This window comes from Variovorax sp. OV084, assembly GCF_900111625.1.
GTDB lineage: Bacteria > Pseudomonadota > Gammaproteobacteria > Burkholderiales > Burkholderiaceae_C > Variovorax.
On record NZ_FOII01000001.1, the window covers coordinates 537682 to 561694 of the forward strand.

The window sequence follows — 24013 nt, forward strand, 5'->3', positions numbered from 1 at the left end:
CTATTTCTGCCGGCTGCTGCGTTGCTGGGTCACGGCATAGGCCTCGATCTGCGCCATCGTCACCGAGCCTGCGTGAGCGCTGTCGATGGCGTCGAAGTTGCGGTAGACCCACGGCATCTTGCCGCGTGCTTCGTCGCGTGTGAGACGGCCATCGACGTTGGTGTCGGCGGCGCCGAAGCGCTTGTGCAGCTCGGCGCGCATCTGTTCGGCGCATCCGGCATCGGGCGCCTGGGCGCAGGCGGCAAAGGACACGGCTGCGAGCAGCAGCGGCAGGACGTGGCGGGTTGTCATGGGCACGCTCCCTTGCATCAACGGCAGGAAATGACTGCGCCGGCCGCGCTGTAGCAGGTGGCGCTGTGCGTCAGGCCGGTGGCGCTGTTGTAGCTCGTGCTGCTCTGCACGCTGTTGCCGGTGGCGGCGCTGGTGGCAGTGGTGCTGCGGCTCTGGGTTACGTTGCCCGATGCGTCGCGGCTCGCGCTGCCGCTGCTTTCTGCGCTGCCGCGCGTGCCGGCTGTAGCGAAGCCACTGCGGTGGCTGGCCGAGCCGTCGGGGTTGACCGAGGTCGTGCCGGCGCGGGCTGCATAGCCTCCGCCGGGCCCGCGTAGCGCGCGCATGTTCGTGGCGGTGGTGCCACCCGCGGCGTTGGGCCGCACGACATGCCGGCTGGCCGCGCCAGCTTGAGTGGCCGTGAAGGCCGCCGCCAGCAGCACGCCGGCCAGCGCGGCGGAAGTGGACAGGGAAAGAACGCGCTTCATGTTCAAGACTCCTTGCGGTGCCGGCTGCGCACCTCGCGAAGCCGTGAAAGCGACTGTGGCCGCGAGATGTGAGCCAGCCATGGCGCAGCGCGGTGCGTTCATGACAATCCGTGAGCGCCCGTCCGGGGCTCTGTCATCGTTTGTCATGAATTCCCGCGCGACCGGGCAAGGCAGCCGCCGTTACGATTCGCCGCATGACCGAAGCGCTGGCCCGCATCCTGATTGCCGACGACGAAGCCGACCTGCGCGCGCTGCTGCAGCGCTACCTCGGCGACCAGGGCTATGCCGTGCGCACCGTCGAGAGCGCCCAGCCGCTCGACAAGCTGCTCGCACGCGAGCGCTTCGACGTGCTGGTGCTCGACGTCATGATGCCCGGCGAAGACGGCCTGGCTGTGTGCCGCCGGCTGCGCGCACAGGGTGAGACCATTCCCATCCTGATGCTGACTGCGCGCGGCGATCCGGTCGACCGCATCGTCGGTCTCGAGATGGGCGCCGACGACTACCTGCCGAAGCCCTTCAACCCGCGTGAGTTGCTGGCGCGCATCCAGGCGCTGGTGCGGCGCCAGCGCATGCTGGGCGCGCACACCGGGCCGGCGCCGGTGCAGGAAAGCGTGCGCTTCGGCGCCTTCACGCTGCACCTCGGCGAGCGACGCCTCGAGCGCGAGGTGGAGGGCGCGAAAGAAGATATCCCCCTGACCACCGGTGAGTTTTCGCTGCTCCAGGCGCTGGCGCTCAACGCCAACCGGCCGTTGGGCCGCGAGCGCCTGATCGAACTGGCCCACGGCCGCGAGCACGAGGCCACCGACCGCAGCATCGACGTGCAGGTCATGCGCCTGCGCAAGCTCATCGAGGCCGATTCCGCGCAACCGCGCCACATCCGCACGGTCTGGGGCGTGGGTTACCTGTTCGTGCCATGAAGCTCTTTCCACGCAGCCTGTTCGGGCGCAACGCGCTGCTGCTCGTGCTGCTCATCGCGCTGGGCCAGATCGGCGGCGGGTTGCTGTTGCGCGAGATGGTCATCAAGCCACGGCTCGACCAGATTGCCGAGAGCGTGGCGCGCAACGTGGCAGCCATCCGCGCGGGCATGCTGGCGCTGCCGCCGGCCCAGCGGCCGGCATTCGTGGACGGGTTCAACCAGCAGGCGACGGCTGGCCGCGCCGACAAGGCGCGCGGCCCGCGCGTGCTGCTCACGCCGCTGGAGCGCGGCTTCGTGCGCTCGGTGTCGGCGCGCATCGCGAGCAAGGGCGTGGAGGCCGTGTGGCGCCGCGAGCCCGACGGCGGCCTGGCGCTGCGGCTCACGCTCGATGGAAGCGATCACTGGGTCGTGATGCCCGGCCTCTTGCCCGCGCGCGAATTCACGGGTGCGCTGGTGGCGGTATCTGTAGGCAGCGCGTTGCTCGCGCTGGCGGGTGCGCTTTGGTTCCAGCGCCGGCTCAACCGGCCGCTGGTGCGCGTGGTGGAGGCCGCGCACACGCTGGCGGCGGGCCGCGAGCCCATGCCGCTGCCCGAAGACGGTCCCACCGAAGTCGCGACCGTGAGCCGCAGCTTCAATCAACTGGTCGGCAGCCTGCGCCAGACCGAGCGCGAGCGCGCCCTGATGCTGGCCGGCATCTCGCACGACCTGCGCACGCCGCTCACCAAGCTGCGCCTGGGCGTGGAAATATTGCGCGACCGCATGGAGCCCGAGCTCGTGAGCAGCATGACGCGCAGCGTGGAAGAAATGGACGCCATCGTCGGCCAGTTCCTCGACTTTGCGCGCGGCGACGGTGACGAGCTGCCGGTGCCGACATCGCTCGACGACATGGCCCGGGCGCTGGGCGCGGCCAGCGCCGACCATGGCCGGCCCATGGCGCTGCAGCTGGGCGGCGCGCCCACGCTGCCGCTGCGCCAGCAGGCCATGCAGCGCGCCATCGGCAACCTGATCGAGAACGCCTGGCGCCACGGCCGGGCGCCGGTCACGCTGTCGACGCGCGTGGTAGGGCAGGAGGCGATTGTCGAAGTCGCCGACCACGGCGACGGCATCGACCCGGCCGAGGCGGATGCTCTCAAGCAGGCGTTCCGCCGTGGCAATGCGGATCGCGGCGGGACGGCAGGTGCGGGGCTCGGCCTGGCCATCGTGCAGCGCATCGCGCAGGCGCATGGCGGTCGGCTCGAACTGGAGACACCCCCGGGCGAGGGCCTGCATGCACGCCTGCGGCTGCCGTTGCCGGCGGGCTGACGGCCTCGTTCAGCCGGCGCGCTTCGGTGCCATCCAGCTCGTTGCGGCGTCGCGTCCCGTGAGGTGCAGGCTCGCAGTGGCAGCAGGCGTTTCGGCCACCAAGCGCCCCTTGCGGAACACCTTGAGTCGCGTGGCGCGCAGGCGGATCGCCTCGACCGGATCGCGCGCCTGCAGAAGCACGAAGCTCGCGTCGCAGCCCGCCTCGATGCCGTAACCCTGCAGGTGCATCACGCGCGCCGCATTCGTCGTCACCGCCTCGAAGCACTGGCGAATGCCGGCCTGGCTGGTCATCTGCGCCACGTGCAGGCCCATGTGCGCCACTTCGAGCATGTCGCCCGAGCCCATGCCGTACCACGGGTCCATCACGCAGTCGTGGCCGAAGGCAACGTTGACGCCGGCAGCCATCAGCTCGGGCACGCGCGTCATGCCGCGGCGCTTGGGGTAGGTGTCGTGGCGGCCCTGCAGCGTGATGTTGATGAGCGGGTTTGCGATGACGGCCACGCCGCTCTGCGCGATCAGCGGCAGCAGCTTGCTCACGTAGTAGTTGTCCATCGAGTGCATCGATGTGCAGTGCGAGCCCGTCACCCGGCCTTGCATGCCGAGGCGCTGCGCCTCGAAGGCCAGCGTCTCGATGTGGCGCGAGAGCGGGTCGTCGGACTCGTCGCAATGCATGTCGACCAGCTTGCCCCGCCCGGCCGCGATTTCGCACAGCAGCTTCACGCTGGCCGCGCCATCGGCCATGGTGCGCTCGAAATGCGGAATGCCGCCGACCACGTCCACGCCCTTGTCGAGCGCGCGCTCCAGGTTCTCGACGCCGCCCGGGGAGCGCAACACGCCGTCCTGCGGGAAGGCGACCAGTTGCAGATCGAGGTAGGGCGCCACCCGGCGCTTGACCTCGAGCAGCGCGTCGACCGCCAGCAGGCTCGGGTCGCTGGTGTCCACATGAGAGCGAACGGCCAGCATTCCCTTTGCCACGGCCCAGTCGCAGTAGGCCAGCGCACGTTCGATCAGCGCGTCGGCCGTGAGCAGCGGCTTCAGCTCGCCCCACAGCGCAATGCCTTCGAGCAGCGTGCCGCTTTCGTTGACGCGCGGCAGGCCATAGCTGAGCGTGGCGTCCATGTGGAAATGCGGGTCGACGAAGTGGGGCGCGAGCAGCAGGCCTTGCGCATCGAGCTTTTCGTGCGCCGGGGCGACGAGGCCTTCGGTCACTTCGGCGATACGGCCGCCCTCGACGGCAATCGACATGCCGGTGCGGCCGTCAGGGAGGGTGGCGTTGGTGATGAGGAGGTCGAGCATCGTGGGACCCTGTGATCGGTTGAACGGTATTTTCGGCCGCTTTGAGCGCCGCCGGAGAGCCGCTCAGCGCGTGTTCTGCGCCCGGTACCGGTATTGCCCCGGCGCAGGCCCGACCTCGATGGTCACGCGGCGCAGCTTCTCGTCGTGCCCCGAGTCGGCCTTGGCCGTCACAACGATGCCGCGCGGCGTGGCGCGGCAGGTGAGGTCGGACAGCGAGATTTCCGCATGGTCGTTGTCGAGCTCGGCGATCGCCACCGTGTGCTCGGCATGCAGGCTGCCGTTGGCGTCGCGCGTCATCCATTGCACGTAGAGGAAGGACTGGGCGTACTGCTCGGCGTGCACCACCCGGTAGGTGCCCTGGTGGTCCTTGCCCCAGGTGCCGCACATCTGCACCCAGGTCACGGCGTCGGCGGTGCTGAAGGCCTCGTAGCCGTAGTTCATGCCAAGTGCATGAGCACCGTTGCCGCCCAGCGCCAGCAGCGCCGCGAGCAGGGCGCCTCGCGCGGCGGTGGCGGTCCGGGTGGTCATCATCAGCGTTCCCCCTTGCGATACGGTTTCATCAGCGCCTGCGGATAGCTCGCCTTGCGCGCCACCAGCACCAGCGCCAGGATCGACAGCAGGTACGGCAGCATCAGGTACAGCTGGTAAGGCAGCACTGCATCGCCCGATTGTTGCAGCCGCAGCTGCAGCGCGTCGAAGAATGCGAACAGCAGCGCGCCGATCAGCGCCTTGCCCGGCCGCCACGAAGCGAACACCACCAGCGCCACGCAGATCCAGCCGCGGCCGTTCACCATGTTGAAGAAGAAGGCGTTGAAGGCCGACAGCGTGAGGAACGAGCCCGCCACGCCCATCAGCGCGGAGCCCGCGACGATGGCGCCGGTGCGCGTTGCCGCGACCGACACGCCCTGGCTCTCGGCCGCCTGCGGGTTCTCGCCGACCATGCGCAGCGCGAGGCCGAGCGGCGTGCGGTACAGCACCCAGCCCACCACGGGCACCAGCAGCAGCGCGAACAGCGTGAGCGCGGTCTGCGCATTCAGGATCGGCACCGGCAGCCAGTCCATCGGTGCAAACGGCGTGATGGTCGGCGGCGTGTTCACTTTCGGAAAGCTCACGCGGTAGCCGAAGTAGCTGAGCGCGGTGGCAAGCAGCGTGATGCCCAGCCCCGACACATGCTGCGACAGCGCAAGCCCGACGGTCAGAAAGGCATGCAGCAGCCCGAACACCATGCCCGTGAGCGCAGCCACGCCCACGCCCACCCACAGCGGCGCGCCCGCATACACCGCGAGCCAGCCGGTGAAGGCGCCCGCGACCATGATCCCTTCGATGCCGAGGTTGAGCACGCCCGCGCGCTCGCACAGCAGCACGCCGAGCGTGCCCAGAATCAGCGGCGTGGCGATGCGCAGCACCGCGACCCAGAAGGCGGGGTTGGCGAGGATGTCGAGGAAGTCCGTCATTTCTTCATCCGCACCCGGTATTGCGTCAGCAATGTCGCCACCAGCACCGCGATCAGCGATGCGGCAACGATCACGTCGGCGATGTACGTGGGCACGCCGACCGCGCGGCTCATGGTGTCGGCACCGACCAGCACGCCCGCAACGAACACGGCAGCCGCGATCACGCCCAGCGGATGCAGCCCCGCCAGCATCGCAATCACGATGCCCGTGTAGCCATAGCCCGGCGACATGTCGAGCGTGACGTAGCTCGTGCGGCCCGCCACCTCGATCGCGCCCGCCAGCCCGGCCAGCGCACCCGAGAGCAGCGCCACCATCACCACGGTGCGCGTCACCGGCACGCCAGCGAAGGCCGCGGCACGCGCATTCGCACCCACGGCACGGATGTCGAAGCCCAGCACCGTGTACTTGAAGACCGCCCACACCATCACCGCGAGCGATACGGCCCATAGCAGCCCGGTGTGCACGCGCGTCTGCGCGATGAGCTTGCCGAGTTCGAGATCGGACTGCAGCGACACGCTCTGTGGCCAGCCCATGGCGCTGGGGTCTTTCATCGGCCCGTCGAGCAGCGCCGACACGCCCAGCAGCACGATGAAGTTGATCAGCAGCGTGGTGACGACTTCGTCCACGCCGAGCTTGTTCTTCATCAGCGCCGGGCCCAGCAGCATCAGCGCACCCGCCACGGCGGCGGCCAGCATCATCAGCGGAAACAGTACCCACGGCGACAGCTCGAAGCCCGTGCCGCCATGCATGCCGCCCACGGCGACGGCCGCCAGCGCGCCGGCATAGAGCTGGCCCTCGGCGCCGATGTTGAAGAGCCGCGCCTTGAAAGCGACTGTGGCCGCCAGCCCGGTGAGGATCAGCGGGATCGCGCGGGTCAGCGTCTCGCTCCACGCGAACACCGAGCCGAAGCCGCCCTGCAGCAGCAGCGCGTAGGTGCGGCCGACCGGCGCACCGGCCCACAGCACCAGCAGCGCGCTGACTGCCATGGTGAAGACGACCGCGCCGATGGGGGCAAGCACCAGCGCCGTGCGCGAGGTTTCGTGGCGCCGTTCGAGCCGCATCATGGCGTGGCTCCCTTGGCGTGCGCAGCCGTCGCGCCGGCCATGGCCAGCCCGATGGCTTCGCGTGTCCAGGCCGCGGCCGGGCGTGCCTCGCCCAGATGGCCGCCGTGCATCACGGCCACGCGGTCGCCGAGCGCGAGCACTTCGTCGAGGTCGTCGGAAATCACCAGCACCGCCGCGCCAGCGTCGCGCGCGGCAATCAGCTGCTGCTGCACATAGGCCACGGCGCCGATGTCGAGGCCCCAGGTCGGCTGGTGCGCGACGATCAGGCGCGGCGCGCGGTTCGGGTACTTCTTGTTGTCGTCGCCCTTGGCCATTTCGGGCGGCTCGGGCGCCAGCAGGGCGCGGCCCAGAATCAGTTTCTGCATGTTCCCGCCGGAGAGCGAACGGGCCGGCGCCATCAGGCCGGCGCCGCGCACGTCGAATGCCTTTTCGATGCGCCGCGCATGCAGGCGGGCGGCCGCGCGCTTCACGATCCACGACCAGCGCGAGAACACCGGGCTGCGCAGGCGCTCCGACACCGCGTTCTCCCACACCGGCAGGTCGCCGACCACGCCGACGGCATGCCGGTCTTCCGGAATGCGCGCGACACCGCGCTGCACCAGCCGGGCGGGCGAGGGCGGCAAGGCGCGGCCCATCAGTTGAGCCGTGCCAGATGTGGCGCGGCGCGTGCCGCACAGCAGCTCGGCCAGCGCCACCTGCCCGTTGCCGGAAACACCGGCGATGGCGGTGATCTCGCCGGCGCGCAGCGTCAGCGACACCTCGCGCAGCCGGTCTTGCCCGCCGTTCTTGTCTGATGCGGTGCTCACGTGGTCGAGAACGCAGACGGCATCGCCCACCGACTTGGCTGGCCGCCGCTGCGGCGCATCGACCGCATGCCCGACCATCCACAGTGCCAGCTGTGCCTGCGTGGTGTCGGCCGTGCGCGCCTCTGCCACGAGCTTGCCGCCGCGCAGCACGGCGATGCGGTGCGACACGCGCAGCACCTCGCCGAGCTTGTGGCTGATGAAGATCACCGACAGCCCTTGTGCCACCATCTGCGCGAGCGTGGCGAACAGTGCCTCGCTTTCCTGTGGCGTCAGCACGGCGGTCGGCTCGTCGAGGATCAGGATGCGTGCGCCGCGATACAGCGCCTTGAGAATTTCCACGCGCTGTCGTTCGCCCACCGACAGATTGCCGATCTGCGCGTCAGGCTGCACCGGCAGCCCGAAGCGCTGGGCCACGTCGAGCAACCGGGCACGTGCGGCCGCGCGGCGCGACACCGGGCGCCACAGCGGCTCGGTGCCCATCATCACGTTGTCGAGCACGCTGAGGTTGTCGGCCAGCGTGAAGTGCTGGTGCACCATGCCCACGCCGGCAGTGAGCGCGGCCTTGGGGTTGCCTGGCGGCAGCGGTGCGCCGAAGACTTCGATGCTGCCTTCGTCGGCGACGTAGTGGCCGAACAGAATCGACATCAGCGTCGACTTGCCCGCGCCGTTCTCGCCGAGCAGCGCCAGCACTTCGCCGGCCTGCAGGTCGAGGGAAATGCCGTCGTTGGCGACGAGGCTGCCGAAGCGCTTGGTGATGCCCTGGAGGCGCAGGACGGTGGCGTCGCTTCCTCCCTCCGTGGGAGAGAGGGAAGGCGGGGTCACTTCCACGCAGCCAGGAAAGCCAGCATGACCTTGGCGGAGTTGTCCGCCGCGATGCCCATGAAGGTGCCCATCTCGTTCTCGCCGTCGCCACCGCCCGCGAGGTCGCTGAGCGAGCGGAAGGCGATGTACGGCACGCCGTTGCTGTAGGCGACCATGCCCACGGCCGCGGTTTCCATGTCGAGCACGTTGGCCTGGAAGGTCTTGTAGGTGTATTCGCGGTAGGCCTTGTTGTCCATGAAGGCCTGGCCAGAGACACCGTTGCCGCCAACTACCAGCTGGGGCTTGCGCGGCAGGCACTTGCCGGCGCTGCAGTTGGCCAGGTCGACGTTGCGGATGCTGCGTGCCACCTCGAGCATCTTCGGATCGGTCTCGAACCAGAATTTGCGCTGGATCTCCGGACGCGCGGCCGAGCGCACCTCCACCGGGCGCGGGAACATCATGCCGAAGTTGGGCAGCGTGGCGTCGGTGATGAAGGGTGGCGCTGCGTACTTGCCGGGCGCGGTTTCGCGCGCCATCAGCACTTCGAGGTACTGGCCCCATTGCGCCGGCACCGTGACGTCGCCCACATGCAGAGACGGATTCACGCCACCCGCGATGCCGCTGAACACGATGTTCGTCACGCGGAAGCGATTGAGCACGAGCTGCGTGTTCATCGTCGCGTTCGTCATGCTGATGCCCGACAGGAACAGCACCACGGGCTTGCCTTCGAGCGTGCCGGTGGTGAACTCCACGCCGTTCACGCTGTGCTTCGCCGGGGTTTGCAGGCGCGTGAGCAGCAGCTTGAGCTCGGGCTCGAAGGCCGACAGCACCGCGATGCGCGGGGTGTCGTCGAGGCGCGTGCTGCTGTTGATGCTGACGCCAGTGCCCTTGTAGACGCCGACGCAGCCCGCGAGGCCAAGGGCCAGCACGCCGGCCGCGAGAAGGGAAACCCAGCGGATCTTCATCGGCGCGCTCACTTTGCGGTGGACTTCGGTTGCGCGTCGTCCACCTTCACCGTGAACTTGCCCGAGAGGATGTCAGCCTGCTTGGCCTTCACCTTGGCGACGATGTCGGCAGGCACCTTCTTCTCGAAGGTGCCCAGCGGCGCCAGCTCGGAGCCCTTGTGCTTCATCTGCGCGTACACGCCGTAGTCTTCGGCCGCGAACTTGCCTTCCTTCACGAGCTTGATCGCGCGGTCGGCCGCGGGCTCGAAATTCCACAGGGCCGAGGCGACCACCGTGTCGGGGTACTGGCTTTGGGTGTCGATCACGTTGCCGATGGCGAGCTTGCCCTTTTCCTTGGCTGCGTCAGAGACGCCGAAGCGCTCGGCGTACATCACGTCCGCGCCCTTGTCGATCATGGCGAAGGCCGCTTCCTTGGCCTTCGGCGGGTCGAACCAGCTGTTGATGAAGCTCACGCTGAACTCGACCTTCGGATTCGTTTCCTTCGCGCCGGCCATGAACGCGTTCATCAGCCGGTTGACCTCCGGAATCGGGAAGCCGCCGACCATGCCGATGCGATTGCTCTTCGTCATGCCGCCGGCCACCATGCCGCTCAGGTAGGCCGGCTCCTGGATGTAGTTGTCGAACACGCTGAAGTTGGGCGCCTGCGGCTTGAGCGACGAGCCCATCAGGAAGGCGACCTTCGGGAAGTCTTTCGCGACCTTGCGCGCCGCTGCCTCCACGCCGAACACCTCGCCCAGGATCAGCTGGTTGCCGGCCGTGGCGTACTCGCGCATCACGCGTTCGTAGTCGGCGTTGCTGACGTTCTCGGTGGCCTTGTATTCGATCTCGCCGCGAGCCTCGGCCGCTTTCAATGCCTTGTGGATGCGGCCCACCCATTGCTGCTCGAACGGCACGGTGTACACCGCCGCCACCTTCAGCTTGGCCTGCGCGAGCGCAAGGCCGGGCGCGCCGGCCGCAAGTGCTGCGGCAATGGCGACGGAACGGATGATCAACTGGCGGCGTGCTGTCACGGTGCTTCTCCTCGAGGTATGGAAATCTTCTTGTCGCTGCCGGGGAGCAGCGCGGCGCCCTTCAATCGGACGCCGGGGCGTTACTTGGTGCCGAAGATGCGGTCGCCTGCGTCGCCCAGACCCGGCAGGATGTAGCCGTGGCTGTTCAACTCGCGGTCGATCGCAGCGGTGTAGATCGGCACATCCGGGTGGGCCTTCTGCATCGTCGCCACGCCTTCGGGGCAGGTCAGCAGGCAGACGAACTTGATCGACTTGGGGTTGAGCTCCTTCAGGCGCTCGACCGCGGCCACGGCCGAGTTGCCGGTGGCCAGCATCGGGTCGACCACGATCACGTCGCGGTTCTCCATCTCGCCGGGCATCTTGAAGTAGTACTCGACGGCCGTCAGCGTCTTCGGGTCGCGGTACAGGCCGATGTGGCCGACGCGGGCGCCGGGCACCACTGTCAGCATGCCGTCGAGGATGCCGGTGCCGGCGCGAAGAATGGAAACCAGCACCAGCTTCTTGCCGTCGATGACCTTGGCCTGCATGGTCTCGAGCGGGGTTTCGACCTCGATGTCCTGCATCGGCATGTCGCGCGTGACCTCATAGGCCATCAGCATGCTGATTTCGTTGAGGAGCCGGCGGAAGCTGTTGGTGGACGCATCCTTGCGGCGCATCAGCGTGAGCTTGTGCTGGACGAGGGGGTGGTTGACGAGGTGGACGTTGCTCATTGGATTTTTTCTATCGTTGCTGCTGAACCCGGGAGTCTAAAAGACGGTGCCGTCGCTCTCGATCAGCAGAGGCGGAGCACCGTCACGCAAGCGTTGTGCCAGCGCCCGGCCCGCGGCCCAGGTGCCGCCTTCGAGCACGCAGGCCAGCGGGAGCTCTTCCTCGGTGCGGTCGAGAACCTTGCGCACGCGCGGCGCCACTTCGTCGAGCAGCGCCACGGTGAGCGCGCGCCATTCGACGATGAATTCGTCACTGGCCTTCCAGCGGCGGGTGAGAAACGCCGGGTCCTTCGGCACGATCACCCCGCTGTCGATCAGCAGGCCGCCGTTGCGGTACTCGGGCAGGGCGGTGAGCGCGTCGAGGTGGCGCACCTTCACGCCGGCCCATTCGAAGGGTTCGAGCAGCGAATACGTGAGCCACTGCGAGAGCTTGTGAAACGGCATCCAGCCGTTGGTGAGGCCGGGGCCGCGCACCGCGCTGTGGCGCCAGCAGTCGCCCAGCGCCAGCGCCGGGTCGCCGGAGCCGATGCCGCCTGCGCTGTCGCTGCCGTCGGCCGCGATGCTGTCGACGGCATTGGCCGAGGGCCAGATGCGCGACAGTGTTTCGAGCAGCAGCGAGAGGATCTGGTGCGCGGTGATCTCCGCAGTGGGCGGCGCGGCCGGGCCGTAGGGGCCGACCAGCGCGTCGAACAGGCCGCCGGGCCGGCCGTCGTCGCCGAAGGTCTCGGGCTGCTCGCCCATGGCCTCGCCGAGCCGGCGCAGCAGTGTGGTGCGGCCCGCCAGGCCGACCAGCGGATTCACCTCGCTGACCTGGAAGGCGTCGCCGAGCCGGTCGGTGACCAGGCCGCGCAGGCCGGCCGCATCGGCCTGGTAGGGATGGTTTGGGTCGGACGAGAAAAGCCCGCTCATGAACGCGTGGTAGCTCGCCACGCCCAGCCCCTCGGAACGCGTGAAGCGCTCGCCGGTGGCCGATTCGGTGTAGTGCCAGTCGGGTCCGGCGCCGGCGTCGAGCAGCACGCTCACCAGCACCAGGTCGATGTGGGCCCGGGCGCGCTGGCGGGCGTCGCATTCGCCCAGCAATGCGTCGAGTTCTTCAAGGCGATTGACGCCGCCGGCCTCGAAATGGCGCCAGCGGCTGTGGTACGGGATGGTGTCCCACGGATAGCGCTCGCGCGTGACCTCGGCGACGGTGCGCGCCGCGTCTTCGAGCGTGTTGTCGCTTCCGATGCGGAACCACTGCGATTCGCCCCGGCGCGCGCGTGCCAGCAGGGCGCCCGCGCGCTGGCGGATGGCGGCGGTGGTGCGCAGCAGGCTGGCCGCGCCGGCCGGATGCGCGCTGTCGGCAGTGAATTCGATGGACGGATCGACCTTGCCCGCGCCCCCCGGCGGCAGGCTGCCGGAGCCGTCGACTGGCATGTTCTTGTCGTCGCTGTTGCGGTTGCTCATTCGCTCAATCCCCGGCCCTTGGCCTTCTTCAGTTCCTCGGCGTCCGGCACCGGGCCGGGCGTGAAATAGCCGGCGGCCATCTTGGCGTCCATCTCGACGCGGGCGTCGGCCGGAATCAGCGCGTCGGGAATGTTCACGCGTTCGCCGATCTCGATGCCCGAGCCGGTGATCGCGTCGAACTTCATGTTGCTCATCGACACGAGCCGATGGATCTTCTTGATGCCCAGCCAGTGGAAGACGTCGGGCATCAGCTCCTGGAAGCGCATGTCCTGCACGCCGGCCACGCATTCGGTGCGCGCGAAATACTGGTCGGCCGTGTCGCCGCCCACCTGACGCTTGCGCGCGTTGTAGACCAGGAACTTGGTGACTTCGCCGAGCGCGCGGCCTTCCTTGCGCGAATAGGCGATGAGGCCGACGCCGCCGCGCTGCGCGCCCTGGATGCACTCCTCGATGGCATGCGTCAGGTAGGGCCGGCAGGTGCAGATGTCGGAGCCGAACACGTCCGAGCCGTTGCACTCGTCGTGGATGCGCGCGGTGAGCTCGACTTCGGGGTTGGCCAGGTCGCGCGGGTTGCCGAAGATGTAGAGCGTTTGCCCGCCGATGGGCGGCAGGAACACTTCGAGGTCGGAGCGCGTGACCAGCTCGGGGTACATGCCGCCGGTTTCCTCGAAGAGCGTGCGGCGCAGGTCGGTCTCGGAGCAGCCGAAGCGGCGCGCCACCTCGGGCAGGTACCACACGGGTTCGATGGCGGCCTTGGTCACCATCGCGGCGCCGCCGGTGGTGAGGAAATGGCCGTCGGCCTTGAGGCGGCCGCTTTGCAGCGCCTCGATGACCTCGGGCAGGATCACATGCGCCTTGGTGATCGCGATGGTCGGGCGGATGTCGTAGCCCGCTGCCAGCTCGGTGGAGAACACGTCTGCCACCAGCGCGCCCCATGGGTCCAGCGACACGATGCGCCCCGGCTCGCTCCACTGCGGATAGGGCCCGATCACGTCGGTGGGCGCGGTGTTGGTCAGGTCGGCCTTGTGCTCGCGCTTGAGCGCCCCGGCCGCCACTGCCAGCGCGCGGTACACGCTGTAGGAGCCGCTGTGCGTGCCGATCACGTTGCGATGTGCCCGCTTGGTGGTGGTGCCGACTACCGGTCCGCGCTCGGTTGCAGTGGCCGCGCCCCAGTGAATGGGCAGCGCGCCGAAGCCGCCGGCGTGCGAAGTCAGCCGGATGTGGCCGGTCGACGACGAGGGATGAAGTGGGGGGAGGGGCGTGACACCGCCCGGGGTGGAAGGGATCGTTGTGCTGTCTGCAGACATTGGTAGCCCTCAAAAAATGCAATGTACCGATCACTTGTGCGGCTGGCAAGCGAGGGCGCGCCCTTGGTTGCAGCGCGCTTCGGCGGTCCGCGGATGTTGAACAACAATGCGCGTGGACGGACCGCACTCACAACATCTTTTGCTGGAGGAAATCAATGCGCACGCTTCTCTGTGTATTTCTCGCCTTGAGCCTGTCTGCCTGCGACAAGGCCACCGAAGGCTTCTCGCAAGGTTTCGATTCCGCCTTCAAGACCAACTTCAGGACGAGCTTCATCGACAGCTGCGTCAAGAGCGCCGGATCGCGCGGGAACAAATCGCAGGAGGAGCTCACCAAGCTGTGCACCTGCGCGGCCGATGGCGTCATGAAGGACGCTACTGTGTCGGATCTGCAGGACGTGGACAAGATCAGGAGCAAGAGCGGCCCGATCATTGAGCAGTGCGTGAAGGAGGCCGTCGGCCTCGTGGTGGATACGCCGGCGCGGGTGTCTTGAGGCTCCGGCCCGGGGCCGGCCGCCGCTCGCGGCACAATCCACCGGAACTTTTTTCGACAAGGCTGTAACCAGCCAGCCCGATGGAACGAAACACCGTAGGCAGCAGGACGAACCCGAGCGACGCGGAAGCGGCGCTGCGCAGCCTGTTCCTTCGCGGCCTCGACGGCGACGCGAAGGCCTACCGCGACTTCCTGCAGCGACTCAGCGCGCACCTGCGCGCCTTTCTGGGCAAGCGCCTCTTTGGCTGGCCCGATGAAGTGGAAGACCTCGTCCAGGAATGCCTGCTCGCCATGCACAACCAGCGCCACACCTACCAGAGCGACCAGCCGCTGACGGCCTGGGTGCATGCGATTGCGCGCTACAAGATGATCGATCTGCTGCGCGCCAAGTCGGTCCGCGAAGACCTGCATGACCCGCTGGACGACGACCTGGCCGTGTTCGCCGAATCAGCCGAAGAGGCCAGCGATGCGAAGCGCGACCTCGGCGGCCTGCTCGAAACCCTGCCCGAGCGCCAGCGGCTGCCGATCGTGCACGTGAAGATCGAAGGCCTGTCGGTTGCCGAGACCGCGAGCCTGACAGGAATGTCGGAGTCGGCGGTCAAGGTCGGCATTCACAGGGGGCTCAAGGCGCTGGCGGCCCGGTTCGGCAACAGCTGGGGAGGTGCGGCATGAAGACCGACGATCTGGTCGCGATGCTGGCGAGCGGCGAGGTGGCCGTGCCGCGCCGCCGTGCCAGCCGACGCATCTGGCTGGCGGTGCTGCTGGGTCTGCCGTTCTCGTTCTTGATCCTGTTCGGCGAGTACGGCATGCGGCGCGACATCGTGCAGGCCATGTTCTGGCCGATGTTCTGGGTCAAGGTGCTGTTTCCCTTGTGCATCGCAGCGGCTGGCTTCGTGGCCGTGGAGCGGCTTGCGCGGCCGGGCGTCGAGCCGCGGCGCACCTGGGTGGGCGCGGTGCTGCCCGTGCTCGCGGTGTGGGTGCTGGCGGTGATCGCCTGGTTCACCGTGCCGGCAGAGGAGCGCATGCCCTCGCTGATGGGGCAGTCATGGCGCGTCTGCGCACTGAGCATCGGGCTGATGGCGCTGCCGGTGTTCGCGGCCACGATGGTGGCGCTCAAGGGAATGGCGCCCACGCGGCCGGCGCTGGCCGGGGCTGCGGCAGGGGCGCTTGCCGGGGGCATTGGCGCGGCGGTCTACGCGCTGCACTGCATGGAGCTGACCGCGCCGTTCCTTGCGGTCTGGTATGTGAGCGGGATCGCTGTGCCGGTGCTGGTTGGTGCCGTGCTCGGGCCACGCCTGCTGCGCTGGTAGCGCGCCGGCAGAGGCCCTGGGCCGGTCAAGTCAACGCTTCTTCGAGCCGAAGATCCCGCCGAGCACGCCTCGCAGGATTTCCTTGCCAACAGACGTACCCATGGTGCGCACCGCCGACTTGGCCATGGTCTGCACCAGCCCGTCGTGCTTCGCGCCGCGCGGGCCGGTGGTGCCGAAGAGCATGTCGTTGAGCATGCCGCCCATGCCGGAACCGGACGATGCCGCCGCATCCTTGCCGCCGGGCAGCGTTGCTGCCGGTGCGTCGGGTGCGCTGTCGGCGCGGCCCTTGAGCTTTTCGTAGGCCGATTCGCGGTCTACCGTTTTCTCGTAGACACCGGCGACGAGCGAGCCGGCGATCAGTGCCTTGCGCTGGTCGGGCGTGATGGGGCCGAGCTGGCTGCCGGGCGGCAGCACGAACACGCGCTCGGTCACGCTCGGGCGGCCCTTTTCGTCGAGGAAGCTCACCAGCGCCTCGCCGACCGCGAGTTCGGTGATGGCCGTCTCGATGTCGAGGCCCGGCTTCTGGCGCATGGTGCTGGCGGCCGCCTTCACGGCCTTCTGGTCGCGCGGTGTGAAGGCGCGCAGCGCGTGCTGCACGCGGTTGCCCAGCTGGGCCAGCACCGTGTCAGGGATGTCCAGCGGGTTCTGCGTAACGAAATACACGCCCACGCCCTTGGAGCGCACCAGCCGCACCACCAGCTCGATGCGTTCCACCAACGCCTTGGGCGCCTCGTTGAACAGCAGGTGGGCCTCGTCGAAGAAAAAGGCCAGCTTGGGCTGCTCGGGGTCGCCGATTTCGGGCAGCTGCTCGAACAGCTCGGACAGCATCCACAGCAGGAAGGTGGCGTACAGGCGCGGCGAGTTCATGAGCTTGTCGGCCGCGAGGATGTTGACGACCCCCTTGCCGCCCACGGTCTGCATGAAGTCGGCGATGTTGAGCATCGGCTCGCCGAAGAACTTGTCGCCGCCCTGGGTTTCGATCTGCAACAGGCCGCGCTGGATGGCGCCCACGCTGGCGGCGCTGATGTTGCCGTACTGGGTGGTGAACTGGCTGCTGTTTTCGCCCACGTACTGCAGCATGGCGCGCAGGTCTTTCAGGTCGAGCAGCAGCAGGCCGTTGTCGTCGGCGATCTTGAACACGAGGTTCAGCACGCCGGCCTGTGTTTCGTTCACGTCGAGCATGCGGCCCAGCAGCAGCGGGCCCATGTCGGAGACGGTGGCGCGCACCGGGTGGCCCTGTTCGCCGAACACGTCCCACACCGTAACGGGGCAGGCGGAGGGCTCGGGCACCTCGATGCCCCGTTCCTTGAGGGTGGCAGCCAGCTTGCCGCCGATGGCACCCTTTTGACTGATACCGGTCAGGTCGCCCTTGACGTCGGCCATGAACACCGGCACGCCGATGGCGGAGAGCTTTTCGGCGATGGTCTGCAGGGTGACTGTCTTGCCGGTGCCGGTGGCGCCGGTGATAAGGCCATGGCGATTGGCCAGGCTGGGGAGAAGGCTGCACTCGATGGCGTCGTGCCGTGCGATCAGAAGTGGGTCGGCCATGGGGCGCTCCGGTCGTATCGAAGCGGGCAGTCTAATCAAGCGGCACTCCTATAATCCACGGCCCGCACGGTAGTTCAGGAAAAAGTTTTAGGAGGTTTTTTTGTCATCGACTGCTCAGCCCCCCATTCCCGCCACTGGCGATGCCTCCGAACAGTCGCCGATCGAAAAAGAGCTGGCCGTGCTGCTCGTGAACGCGCTGAATCTCGAAGTGGCCCCCGAGGACATCGTGCCGACCGACCCGCTCTATGGCGAAGGCCTCGGACTCGACTCGATCGACATCCTCGAAGTAGCGCTCGAAGTCTCGCGCCGCTATGGTTTCCAGCTGCGTTCTGACGACGAACGCAACCAGCAGATTTTCCAGTCGCTGCGTACGCTCGCGACCCACGTCGCCCAGCATCGCGTGGTTTCCTGATCCCATGTCGCGATGGCGAATAGCACTCCTTCTGGTGGCAGGCGTGGCGTATGCCGGCCTGTCCCACTGGATGACGCTGTTCCATGCCACGGAACCGTGGGCGGTCGTGGTGTTGCTCGGGCCGCTCTGGCTCGCTGCCATGGGCCTTGCCGCCAGCTGGTTCGGTCGCTGGGGCCTTGCCGCCGTGGCCGTTCTGGGCGTGGGCGGCTTCTCGCTCGTCTTCCTGGGTGAGGCAGGCGATCCCAACCGCTTGTACGTGCTGCAGCACGTGGCCATCAACGCCGCGCTGTGCGGCTGGTTCGGCTCCACGCTGCGCGGCCGGGGCCTGCCGCTGATCACGCAGTTCGCGCAGCGGGTGCACCCGCTCAAGGGGCACATGCTGTCCTACACCACGCAGCTCACGCGCATCTGGACCGGCTTCTTCGCGCTGACGGTGCTGGCGTCGATCCTCATCTACCTGACAAGGCCGTTCTCCGACTGGTCGCTGTTCGCCAATGTGCTGTCGCCCGTGATGGTGACGCTGCTCTTCGTGGGCGAGCACTTTGTACGCTATCGGCTGCATCCCGAATTCGAACGCACGCGCCTCGTGGATGCGGTGCGCGCGTTCTATGGCACATCGTCGGTGGACACCAGCCCCGGCGGCCAATGACACAGGCGCCGCCCGCGTGACGACAGATACCCGTTTCCTGCCACTTCTCACCGACCGAGACCCAGATTCCATCCTGGCCTGGCGCGCCGGCGTGCCCGTGAGCACGCGGCAGTTCCTGGCCGACGTGGCCCGCTTCGCGCCCGAGCTTCCGGGCGAGGGCTCCGCCGTCAATCTCTGCGTCGACCGCTATGCCTTTGCCGTGAGCCTGGGCGCGGCGCTGGTGCGCGGCCATGCCAGCCTGCTGCCGCCCGACGCGCGGCCCGACACGCTCGCTCGCCTGCTCGAGTCCGGCGGCCCACGTCTTTTTGCGCTCACCGACGATCTGAAGCAGCAAACGCCCGGCATGCAGCGCGTGCTGATCGAGAACAGCCAGAACCGCGCGAGCTCTGAGGCCCCCGTGCCGCAGATCGACGCAGCCATGCACGCCGCCAGCCTGCTGACCTCCGGTTCGACCGGCGTGCCGCAGCCCCACGCCAAGACCTGGGGCACGCTGGTGGGCGACGTCGCGGTGGCCGTGAAACGGCTGTGCCGTGTGCTCGAACGTCCCACGCTGGAAGGCCTGACGCTGGTCGCGACCGTGCCCGTGCAGCACAGCTACGGGCTCGAGTCGTCAGTGCTGCTGGCAATGCTCGGCGGCGCGGCCTTCGAAAGCGGCCGGCCATTCTTTCCGGCCGATGTGGCGAAGACGCTGGCCTCGGTGCCGCGCCCCCGCGCGCTGGTGACCACGCCGTTCCATCTCAAGACATTGCTGCTCTCGGGCATCGAGCTGCCGCCGGTCGACCTGATCCTGTCGGCCACCGCGCCGCTTTCGCCGCAGCTCGCGCAGCAGGCAGAGCAGGCGATGGGCGGCGTGCTGCTCGAAATCTACGGCAGTACCGAGTCGGGGCAGGTCGCCACGCGCCGCACCACCGACAACGAGATCTGGGAGACATTCGGCGAGATCCGCGTGCACGCCGAGCCTTCGGCGGACGGTAGCCCCGAGCGCTTCATCTTCAGCGGCGACTTCATTCCCGAGCCCACGCCCATGGCCGACGTGCTCGAACTGCTGGACGAGCGCCGCTTTCGCCTGTTCGGCCGGGCCAACGACCTGATCCACGTGGCAGGCCGGCGCAGTTCGCTCGCGCACCTGAACTTTCACCTGAACAGCATTCCCGGCGTGGACGACGGCGCCTTCTGGCTGCCCGACGAGGTGGCCGACGGTGTCGTACGGCCGGTGGCCTTTGTGGTCGCGCCCACGCTGTCGGCGGGCGACATCATCGCGGCCCTGCGGCAGCGGCTCGAACCCGTGTTCGTGCCGCGCCGCGTGGTGCAGGTCAAGGCCTTCCCGCGCGAAGGCACGGGCAAGCTCACCGTGCGGGCGCTGCGCGAATTTGCGCTGGCGCAGCTAGCGGAAGACGACACATCGGTGCAGATGGCCCACGTGGTGCCAGCTGACCACCCCGTGTTTGCCGGTCATTTCCCGGGGCAGCCGCTGCTGCCGGGCGCGCTGGTGCTGGCCGAGGTCATGGAGGCCATTCGCCGCGTGCCGGCCCTGGTGGCTCGGCTGGGCGCCCATCCCACGCTCGCCGCGGCCAAGTTCCTGGCGCCCGTGCGGCCCGGCGCCGCGCTGTCCATCGAGCTGCATCCGGAAGCCGGGCCTGGTCGCGGCGTGCGTTTCGACGTGCGTTGCGACGGCGTGGTGGCTGTCACGGGCCGCTGGACGGCCGTGCAAGAGTCCGCGTGATGAAGCACACCGATGTCGAGGCGCGCGCCGTGAAAGAGGCAACCAGGGCAGGGCAGGCGGCACCGAAAGGCGAGCGTGGCGAAAGCGGCGACTGGGCCCGTGCGCCCGAGCGCAGCAACATGCTGGCGCTGCGGTTCATCGTTTTCATGGCGCTGGTGTGCGGACGCCACGTCACGCGCCTCCTGCTGCCGCCGATTGCCCTGTACTTCCTGCTGTTCGCGCCGGCGCAGCGCCGGCACATCAAGCGCTACCTGTTCCGGGCCATCGGTCCGCAGGCGGGTTGGGTCGACGGCTTCCGCCTGCTGCACGCCTTTGCCTCGACGGTGCTCGATCGCGTGTATTTCCTGCGTGGGCGCCTGGACCTGTTCAAGGTCAGCATCGAGGGCAATGCACCGATCGATGCCGAGATCGCGCGAGGGCGGGGCGCCTTTCTGCTCGGCGCCCACATCGGCAGCTTCGAGGTGCTCGGCGCCTGCAAGCAGCAGACGCACCAGTGCAACCTGCGCCTGGCGATGCTGATGTACCCAGACAACGCGCAGCGCATCACGGCCGTCCTCAACACCATTGCCGTGCCCGAGCTGCGGCCGCACGTCATCGCGTTGGGCCGGCCGCATTCGATGCTGGCCCTGCGCGACTGGCTCGACGGCGGCGGCCTGGGCGGCATGCTGGCCGACCGCACGCTGCCGGGCAGCGAAGAGCAGCCCGCGCACCAGCGTGGCAACAACATCGTGCTGCCGTTCCTCGGGCAGCCCGCAGTTTTCAACGATGGTCCTTTCCGCCTGGCCGCCTTGCTGCGTCGCAAGGTGTTCTTCATGGCCGGGCTCTACGGCGGCGGTGCCCGCTATGACGTGCGATTCGACCCGCTGGCCGACTTCGGCGAGCCGGTTTGCAGCCCCGCGGAGCGCGAAGCGCGCATTCGTGCTGCCGTCGAAGCCTATGTGGCACGCCTCGAAGCGCTGTGCCGCGCGTATCCCTACAACTGGTTCAATTTCCATGATTTCTGGCTCGAAGATGCGGCTTGACTGGCTTTGCAGGGCATGCGTGCTCGCACTGGCCTTTTGCGCCGTGCCGGCCTGGGCGGCGTTCGACCTGCCCGAACTGATGACGCTGCTGGCCAAGCAGAAGAGCGGGGAGGCCCGCTTCACCGAACAGCGCTTCGTGCACGGCCTGGAAGGCCCGCTCGACGCCAGCGGCACGCTGAGCTTCGATGCGCCCGACAAGCTGGTGCGCCGCACGCTGTCGCCGCGCGTCGAGACCATGGCGGTCGAGGGCAACACGCTGACGTTGTCGCGCGGCGGCCGCAACCGCACGCTGGCGCTCGACAGCATGCCCGAGCTGCTCGGCCTGGTCGAAGCCATGCGAGGCACGCTGACCGGCGACGGCGCCACGCTGCAGCGCTATTTCCGCAGCACCGTGTCGGGCTCCGCTGCCAAGTGGACGCTCGACCTCGTGCCGATGGACAGCCGGCTGGCCGCGCAGGTGCGCAGCATCCGCATCAGCGGCCGCGCGAGCGACGTGCTGGGGCTCGAGATGGAGTTCGTCGGCGGTGACCGATCGGCCATGAACATCACGCCGGGCGCGACAGCACCCGCGCCAGCCAACGCGGCTCCGTCCGGCGCCACCGGACGCACCACGCCGTGACGCCACAGCAGCAGGCGGGCGGCCCGCCGGGCTGGCGGCGCAGGGCGGTCGTGCTGCTGGCGTGGCTGCTGGTGCTGGTGTGCGGAGCCGTGGTCATCGCGCGCACGCAGATCGGCGCCGACCTCTCGGCCTTTCTGCCCAAGAGCCCGGATGTGCGCCAGCGCGTGCTGATCGAGCAGCTGCAAAGCGGCGTCGCCTCGCGCACGCTGATGCTGGGCATCGAAGGCGGCAGTGCCGAGCAGCGCGCCGCGGTGTCGCGCGCGGTCGCAAAGGACATGCGCGAGAGCAAGCTCTTCGACCTGATCCAGAACGGCGACGTCGGCGACTGGAGCGAGGCGGGAAACTGGGTACTCCAACACCGCTACCAGCTGTCGCCCGGCGTCACGCCCGGGCAGTTCACTGTCGAGGGCTTGCGCGACGCGATCAACGAAACGCTGTCGATGCTGGGCACGCCTGCCGGCAACGTGATCAAGCCCCTCCTTGATCGCGACCCGACCGGGGAGACGCAGCGCATTGCCATGGAGCTGACGCCCGCCAGCGCGCCGCGCAGCGAGGACGGCGTATGGATGTCGCGCACCGCGCCGCGCGCGCTGATGGTCGCCACCACGCGCGCTGCCGGCAGCGACCTCGACGCGCAGGCCATCGCCATTGCGCGCGTGCACGCCGCCTACGCGGCCGCGACGCGCGACATGGGCGCAACCGCGCCCAAGCTGCTGCTGAGCGGTCCGCCCGTGTTCTCGGTGATGAGCCGCGACAAGATCAAGACCGAAGCGATCCACCTCGCGGTGGTGGGCGGCATCGTGATGGGCGGGCTGCTGTTGCTGGCGTTTGCATCGCCGCGCGCGCTGGTCATCGCCTTCCTGCCCGTGGCCACGGGCGTGGTGATCGGCACCGCGAGCGTGAGCCTGGTGTTCGGCTCGGTGCATGGCCTCACGCTGGGCTTCGGCAGCACGCTGATCGGAGAAACGGTCGACTACGCCATCTACTACCTCATCCAGGCGCGTGGCGCCACCGTGGCCGGCACCGGCTGGCAGCGTTGGCGCGACCTGAACTGGCCGACCGTTCGGCTCGGGCTGCTGACCTCGGTGTGCGGCTTTGCGGCGCTGGTGTTTTCGGGCTTTCCGGGGCTGGCGCAGCTGGGTGTGTTCTCCATCGCCGGCCTTGTTGCGGCGGCGCTGGCTACGCGCTATGTGCTGCCGATGCTCGCGCCCGACGGTGCCACCGGCATGGGCATGCGCAAGTACATGGCGCAAATGGCCGGCGCGCTGGTGCGCGGCCTGCCGCGCCTGCGCTGGCCTCTGGCCGCGCTGGGGGTGGCGGCACTGGCATTGGTGCTGTGGCAGGGCGGCCATCTGTGGCGCGCCGATCTTGGCGCGATGAGCCCGGTGCCCAAGGCAGCCCAGCAGCTGGACGAAATGCTGCGCAACGACATCGGCGCGAGCGACGGTGGCGTGCTGGTGGTCGCCTATGGCGACGACGAGCAGGCCGCGCTGCGCAACACCGAGGCGGCGGCGCAGCGGCTCGATGCGCTGGTGGATCAGGGCGAACTCGTCGGCTACGAAACGGTCACCCGCGTGCTGCCCAGCGTGGAAGTGCAGACCGCGCGCATCGCAGCCCTGCCGGACGCCGAAACGCTGCGCGCCAACCTGGCAGAAGCAACCAAGGGCATGCCGCTGCCGGCTTCGCGGCTCGGACCGTTCCTGGCCGACATCGAGGCTGCGCGCAAGCTGCCACTGGTGCAGCGCGCCGAACTGGCCGCCGGGCCGCTCGGCTCGGTCCTGAACACGCTGATGTACCAGCGTCCGGGCGGCGGCTGGGGCACGCTGGTCGTGCTGCATCCGGGCGCCAAGTTCGACCAGGGCCGCCTGGAAGCGGCGCTGGCCGGCCTGCCTGAAGTGCAGGTGGTCGACGTCGGCCGCGAACTTGCGAGCCTGTACCAGCGCTACCTGCACGAGGCCTTCGTGCAGGTGCTGCTCGGCGCGCTGGCGGTGGTGCTGTTGCTCGGCATCTACCTGCGTTCGTGGCGCCGGCTGCTGGCCGTGTGCCAACCCCTGGTGTTCGCGGTGGTGCTCACGCTTGGGGGCATGGCCGTGCTGCAGGCGGCGCTGGGCATCCTGCATCTGGTGGGGCTGCTGCTGATCGTGGCGGTGGGATCCAACTACGCGCTGTTCTTCGACCAGCTGCGCACCACCGGGCGGGCCGACGAGGACACGCTGGCGTCGCTGATGCTGGCCAACCTGACGACCGTGGTGTCGTTCGGGCTGATCGCGATTTCGGACATTCCGGCGCTGTCGTCCATCGGCCGCGTGGTTGCGCCTGGGGCGCTGCTGGCGCTGTTGCTTTCGGCAGCATTCGCACGCAGCGTGGGGCCTTCGCAGGCTTCGCGTGGCTGACGGGGGAAAATCCGGCCT

The 24013-nt window shown here is 68.6% G+C and carries 24 protein-coding genes; 11 read left to right on the forward strand and 13 right to left on the reverse strand.

Annotation, left to right across the window (positions count from 1 at the left end; translation table 11 throughout):
* A complete protein-coding gene (locus BMW87_RS02675) occupies window positions 1-291 on the reverse strand; it encodes an EF-hand domain-containing protein (protein WP_093073929.1) in 291 nt (96 codons plus the stop codon).
* Between the two features lie 17 nt (window positions 292-308).
* Entirely contained in the window at window positions 309-755 is a 447-nt protein-coding gene (locus tag BMW87_RS02680; RefSeq protein ID WP_093073931.1) for a hypothetical protein, read from the reverse strand.
* Window positions 756-949: 194 nt separating this feature from the next.
* Here BMW87_RS02680 and ompR point away from each other — a divergent pair, with 194 nt between their 5' ends.
* Together ompR and BMW87_RS02690 are read left to right on the forward strand one after the other, a co-directional pair.
* Window positions 950-1672: an osmolarity response regulator transcription factor OmpR gene (gene ompR / locus BMW87_RS02685; protein ID WP_093073933.1), complete on the forward strand. Its 723-nt coding sequence runs from the start codon at window positions 950-952 to the stop codon at window positions 1670-1672.
* On the forward strand, window positions 1669-2973 hold the full coding sequence (locus BMW87_RS02690; protein ID WP_093073935.1) for an ATP-binding protein: 1305 nt from the start codon (window positions 1669-1671) through the stop codon (window positions 2971-2973). The genes ompR and BMW87_RS02690 overlap by 4 nt, the downstream gene beginning before the upstream one ends.
* 9 nt (window positions 2974-2982) lie before the next feature.
* Here the strand turns inward: BMW87_RS02690 and BMW87_RS02695 are convergent, their stop codons facing one another.
* From BMW87_RS02695 to BMW87_RS02740, 10 genes are all read right to left on the reverse strand, one after another.
* Complete coding sequence (locus BMW87_RS02695) at window positions 2983-4269, reverse strand: amidohydrolase family protein (protein WP_093073937.1); 1287 nt, start codon at window positions 4267-4269, stop codon at window positions 2983-2985.
* A gap of 63 nt (window positions 4270-4332) precedes the next feature.
* Entirely contained in the window at window positions 4333-4800 is a 468-nt protein-coding gene (locus tag BMW87_RS02700; protein WP_371258767.1) for a hypothetical protein, read from the reverse strand.
* Window positions 4800-5723 (reverse strand): ABC transporter permease, encoded by a 924-nt coding sequence (locus BMW87_RS02705; RefSeq protein WP_093073941.1) that lies wholly within the window; start codon window positions 5721-5723, stop codon window positions 4800-4802. Before BMW87_RS02705 ends, BMW87_RS02700 begins: the two co-directional genes overlap by 1 nt.
* On the reverse strand, window positions 5720-6784 hold the full coding sequence (locus BMW87_RS02710; protein ID WP_177142302.1) for an ABC transporter permease: 1065 nt from the start codon (window positions 6782-6784) through the stop codon (window positions 5720-5722). Before BMW87_RS02710 ends, BMW87_RS02705 begins: the two co-directional genes overlap by 4 nt.
* Complete coding sequence (locus tag BMW87_RS02715; protein ID WP_093073945.1) at window positions 6784-8415, reverse strand: ABC transporter ATP-binding protein; 1632 nt, start codon at window positions 8413-8415, stop codon at window positions 6784-6786. The genes BMW87_RS02710 and BMW87_RS02715 overlap by 1 nt, the downstream gene beginning before the upstream one ends.
* Window positions 8412-9359, reverse strand: a complete 948-nt coding sequence (locus tag BMW87_RS02720; protein WP_093073947.1) for a 5'-methylthioadenosine/S-adenosylhomocysteine nucleosidase — start codon at window positions 9357-9359, stop codon at window positions 8412-8414. Before BMW87_RS02720 ends, BMW87_RS02715 begins: the two co-directional genes overlap by 4 nt.
* 8 nt (window positions 9360-9367) lie before the next feature.
* The gene (locus BMW87_RS02725; RefSeq protein WP_093056956.1) at window positions 9368-10369 is read right to left on the reverse strand and encodes a BMP family protein; all 1002 of its coding nucleotides are present in this window, start codon (window positions 10367-10369) and stop codon (window positions 9368-9370) included.
* Window positions 10370-10449: 80 nt separating this feature from the next.
* Window positions 10450-11079: a uracil phosphoribosyltransferase gene (upp, locus tag BMW87_RS02730; protein ID WP_007837874.1), complete on the reverse strand. Its 630-nt coding sequence runs from the start codon at window positions 11077-11079 to the stop codon at window positions 10450-10452.
* A 36-nt stretch (window positions 11080-11115) separates the two neighbouring features.
* Window positions 11116-12522, reverse strand: a complete 1407-nt coding sequence (locus tag BMW87_RS02735) for a URC4/urg3 family protein (protein ID WP_093073949.1) — start codon at window positions 12520-12522, stop codon at window positions 11116-11118.
* On the reverse strand, window positions 12519-13829 hold the full coding sequence (locus BMW87_RS02740; protein WP_093056954.1) for a GTP cyclohydrolase II: 1311 nt from the start codon (window positions 13827-13829) through the stop codon (window positions 12519-12521). Before BMW87_RS02740 ends, BMW87_RS02735 begins: the two co-directional genes overlap by 4 nt.
* Window positions 13830-13984: 155 nt before the next feature.
* On the opposite strand from BMW87_RS02740, the gene BMW87_RS02745 reads away from it, so the two are divergent.
* The 3 genes from BMW87_RS02745 (at window position 13985) to BMW87_RS02755 (ending at window position 15629) form a co-directional block, all read left to right on the forward strand.
* Window positions 13985-14320 (forward strand): hypothetical protein, encoded by a 336-nt coding sequence (locus BMW87_RS02745; RefSeq protein WP_143042606.1) that lies wholly within the window; start codon window positions 13985-13987, stop codon window positions 14318-14320.
* Between the two features lie 80 nt (window positions 14321-14400).
* Window positions 14401-14991, forward strand: coding sequence for a sigma-70 family RNA polymerase sigma factor (locus tag BMW87_RS02750; protein WP_093056952.1), 591 nt, complete (start codon window positions 14401-14403; stop codon window positions 14989-14991).
* Window positions 14988-15629 carry an NrsF family protein gene (locus tag BMW87_RS02755; RefSeq protein WP_093073951.1) on the forward strand — a complete coding sequence of 214 codons (642 nt, stop codon included), beginning with the start codon at window positions 14988-14990 and terminating at the stop codon, window positions 15627-15629. The genes BMW87_RS02750 and BMW87_RS02755 overlap by 4 nt, the downstream gene beginning before the upstream one ends.
* 30 nt (window positions 15630-15659) lie before the next feature.
* On the opposite strand, the gene BMW87_RS02760 is transcribed toward BMW87_RS02755, so the two are convergent.
* A complete protein-coding gene (locus tag BMW87_RS02760; protein ID WP_093073953.1) occupies window positions 15660-17177 on the reverse strand; it encodes a helicase HerA-like domain-containing protein in 1518 nt (505 codons plus the stop codon).
* Between the two features lie 100 nt (window positions 17178-17277).
* On the opposite strand from BMW87_RS02760, the gene BMW87_RS02765 reads away from it, so the two are divergent.
* Genes BMW87_RS02765 through BMW87_RS02790 form a run of 6 tightly spaced genes read left to right on the forward strand, consistent with a single transcriptional unit; the run spans window position 17278 to window position 23995 of the window.
* Window positions 17278-17589 (forward strand): phosphopantetheine-binding protein, encoded by a 312-nt coding sequence (locus BMW87_RS02765; RefSeq protein WP_093073955.1) that lies wholly within the window; start codon window positions 17278-17280, stop codon window positions 17587-17589.
* A 34-nt stretch (window positions 17590-17623) separates the two neighbouring features.
* The gene (locus BMW87_RS02770; RefSeq protein WP_256216627.1) at window positions 17624-18238 is read left to right on the forward strand and encodes a COG4648 family protein; all 615 of its coding nucleotides are present in this window, start codon (window positions 17624-17626) and stop codon (window positions 18236-18238) included.
* Window positions 18239-18254: 16 nt separating this feature from the next.
* Entirely contained in the window at window positions 18255-19961 is a 1707-nt protein-coding gene (locus BMW87_RS02775) for an AMP-binding protein (protein WP_093073959.1), read from the forward strand.
* The gene (locus BMW87_RS02780) at window positions 19961-20983 is read left to right on the forward strand and encodes an acyl-CoA synthetase (RefSeq protein ID WP_093073961.1); all 1023 of its coding nucleotides are present in this window, start codon (window positions 19961-19963) and stop codon (window positions 20981-20983) included. The genes BMW87_RS02775 and BMW87_RS02780 overlap by 1 nt, the downstream gene beginning before the upstream one ends.
* Entirely contained in the window at window positions 20973-21602 is a 630-nt protein-coding gene (locus tag BMW87_RS02785; protein WP_176928838.1) for a LolA-related protein, read from the forward strand. The genes BMW87_RS02780 and BMW87_RS02785 overlap by 11 nt, the downstream gene beginning before the upstream one ends.
* Window positions 21599-23995: an MMPL family transporter gene (locus BMW87_RS02790; RefSeq protein WP_093073963.1), complete on the forward strand. Its 2397-nt coding sequence runs from the start codon at window positions 21599-21601 to the stop codon at window positions 23993-23995. The genes BMW87_RS02785 and BMW87_RS02790 overlap by 4 nt, the downstream gene beginning before the upstream one ends.
* The last annotated feature ends 18 nt before the right edge of the window (window positions 23996-24013 follow it).

Bases quoted from the DNA above. Each gene is read 5' to 3' on its own strand.
- BMW87_RS02680 (WP_093073931.1), bottom strand. From the start codon at position 755: ATGAAGCGCGTTCTTTCCCTGTCCACTTCCGCCGCGCTGGCCGGCGTG.
- BMW87_RS02755 (WP_093073951.1), top strand. From the start codon at position 14,988: ATGAAGACCGACGATCTGGTCGCGATGCTGGCGAGCGGCGAGGTGGCC.
- BMW87_RS02750 (WP_093056952.1), top strand. From the start codon at position 14,401: ATGGAACGAAACACCGTAGGCAGCAGGACGAACCCGAGCGACGCGGAA.
- BMW87_RS02705 (WP_093073941.1), bottom strand. From the start codon at position 5,723: ATGACGGACTTCCTCGACATCCTCGCCAACCCCGCCTTCTGGGTCGCG.
- BMW87_RS02700 (WP_371258767.1), bottom strand. From the start codon at position 4,800: ATGATGACCACCCGGACCGCCACCGCCGCGCGAGGCGCCCTGCTCGCG.
- BMW87_RS02780 (WP_093073961.1), top strand. From the start codon at position 19,961: ATGAAGCACACCGATGTCGAGGCGCGCGCCGTGAAAGAGGCAACCAGG.
- upp (WP_007837874.1), bottom strand. From the start codon at position 11,079: ATGAGCAACGTCCACCTCGTCAACCACCCCCTCGTCCAGCACAAGCTC.
- BMW87_RS02740 (WP_093056954.1), bottom strand. From the start codon at position 13,829: ATGTCTGCAGACAGCACAACGATCCCTTCCACCCCGGGCGGTGTCACG.
- BMW87_RS02690 (WP_093073935.1), top strand. From the start codon at position 1,669: ATGAAGCTCTTTCCACGCAGCCTGTTCGGGCGCAACGCGCTGCTGCTC.
- BMW87_RS02760 (WP_093073953.1), bottom strand. From the start codon at position 17,177: ATGGCCGACCCACTTCTGATCGCACGGCACGACGCCATCGAGTGCAGC.
- BMW87_RS02675 (WP_093073929.1), bottom strand. From the start codon at position 291: ATGACAACCCGCCACGTCCTGCCGCTGCTGCTCGCAGCCGTGTCCTTT.
- BMW87_RS02745 (WP_143042606.1), top strand. From the start codon at position 13,985: ATGCGCACGCTTCTCTGTGTATTTCTCGCCTTGAGCCTGTCTGCCTGC.
- BMW87_RS02785 (WP_176928838.1), top strand. From the start codon at position 20,973: ATGCGGCTTGACTGGCTTTGCAGGGCATGCGTGCTCGCACTGGCCTTT.
- BMW87_RS02735 (WP_093073949.1), bottom strand. From the start codon at position 12,522: ATGAGCAACCGCAACAGCGACGACAAGAACATGCCAGTCGACGGCTCC.
- ompR (WP_093073933.1), top strand. From the start codon at position 950: ATGACCGAAGCGCTGGCCCGCATCCTGATTGCCGACGACGAAGCCGAC.
- BMW87_RS02710 (WP_177142302.1), bottom strand. From the start codon at position 6,784: ATGCGGCTCGAACGGCGCCACGAAACCTCGCGCACGGCGCTGGTGCTT.
- BMW87_RS02720 (WP_093073947.1), bottom strand. From the start codon at position 9,359: ATGAAGATCCGCTGGGTTTCCCTTCTCGCGGCCGGCGTGCTGGCCCTT.
- BMW87_RS02695 (WP_093073937.1), bottom strand. From the start codon at position 4,269: ATGCTCGACCTCCTCATCACCAACGCCACCCTCCCTGACGGCCGCACC.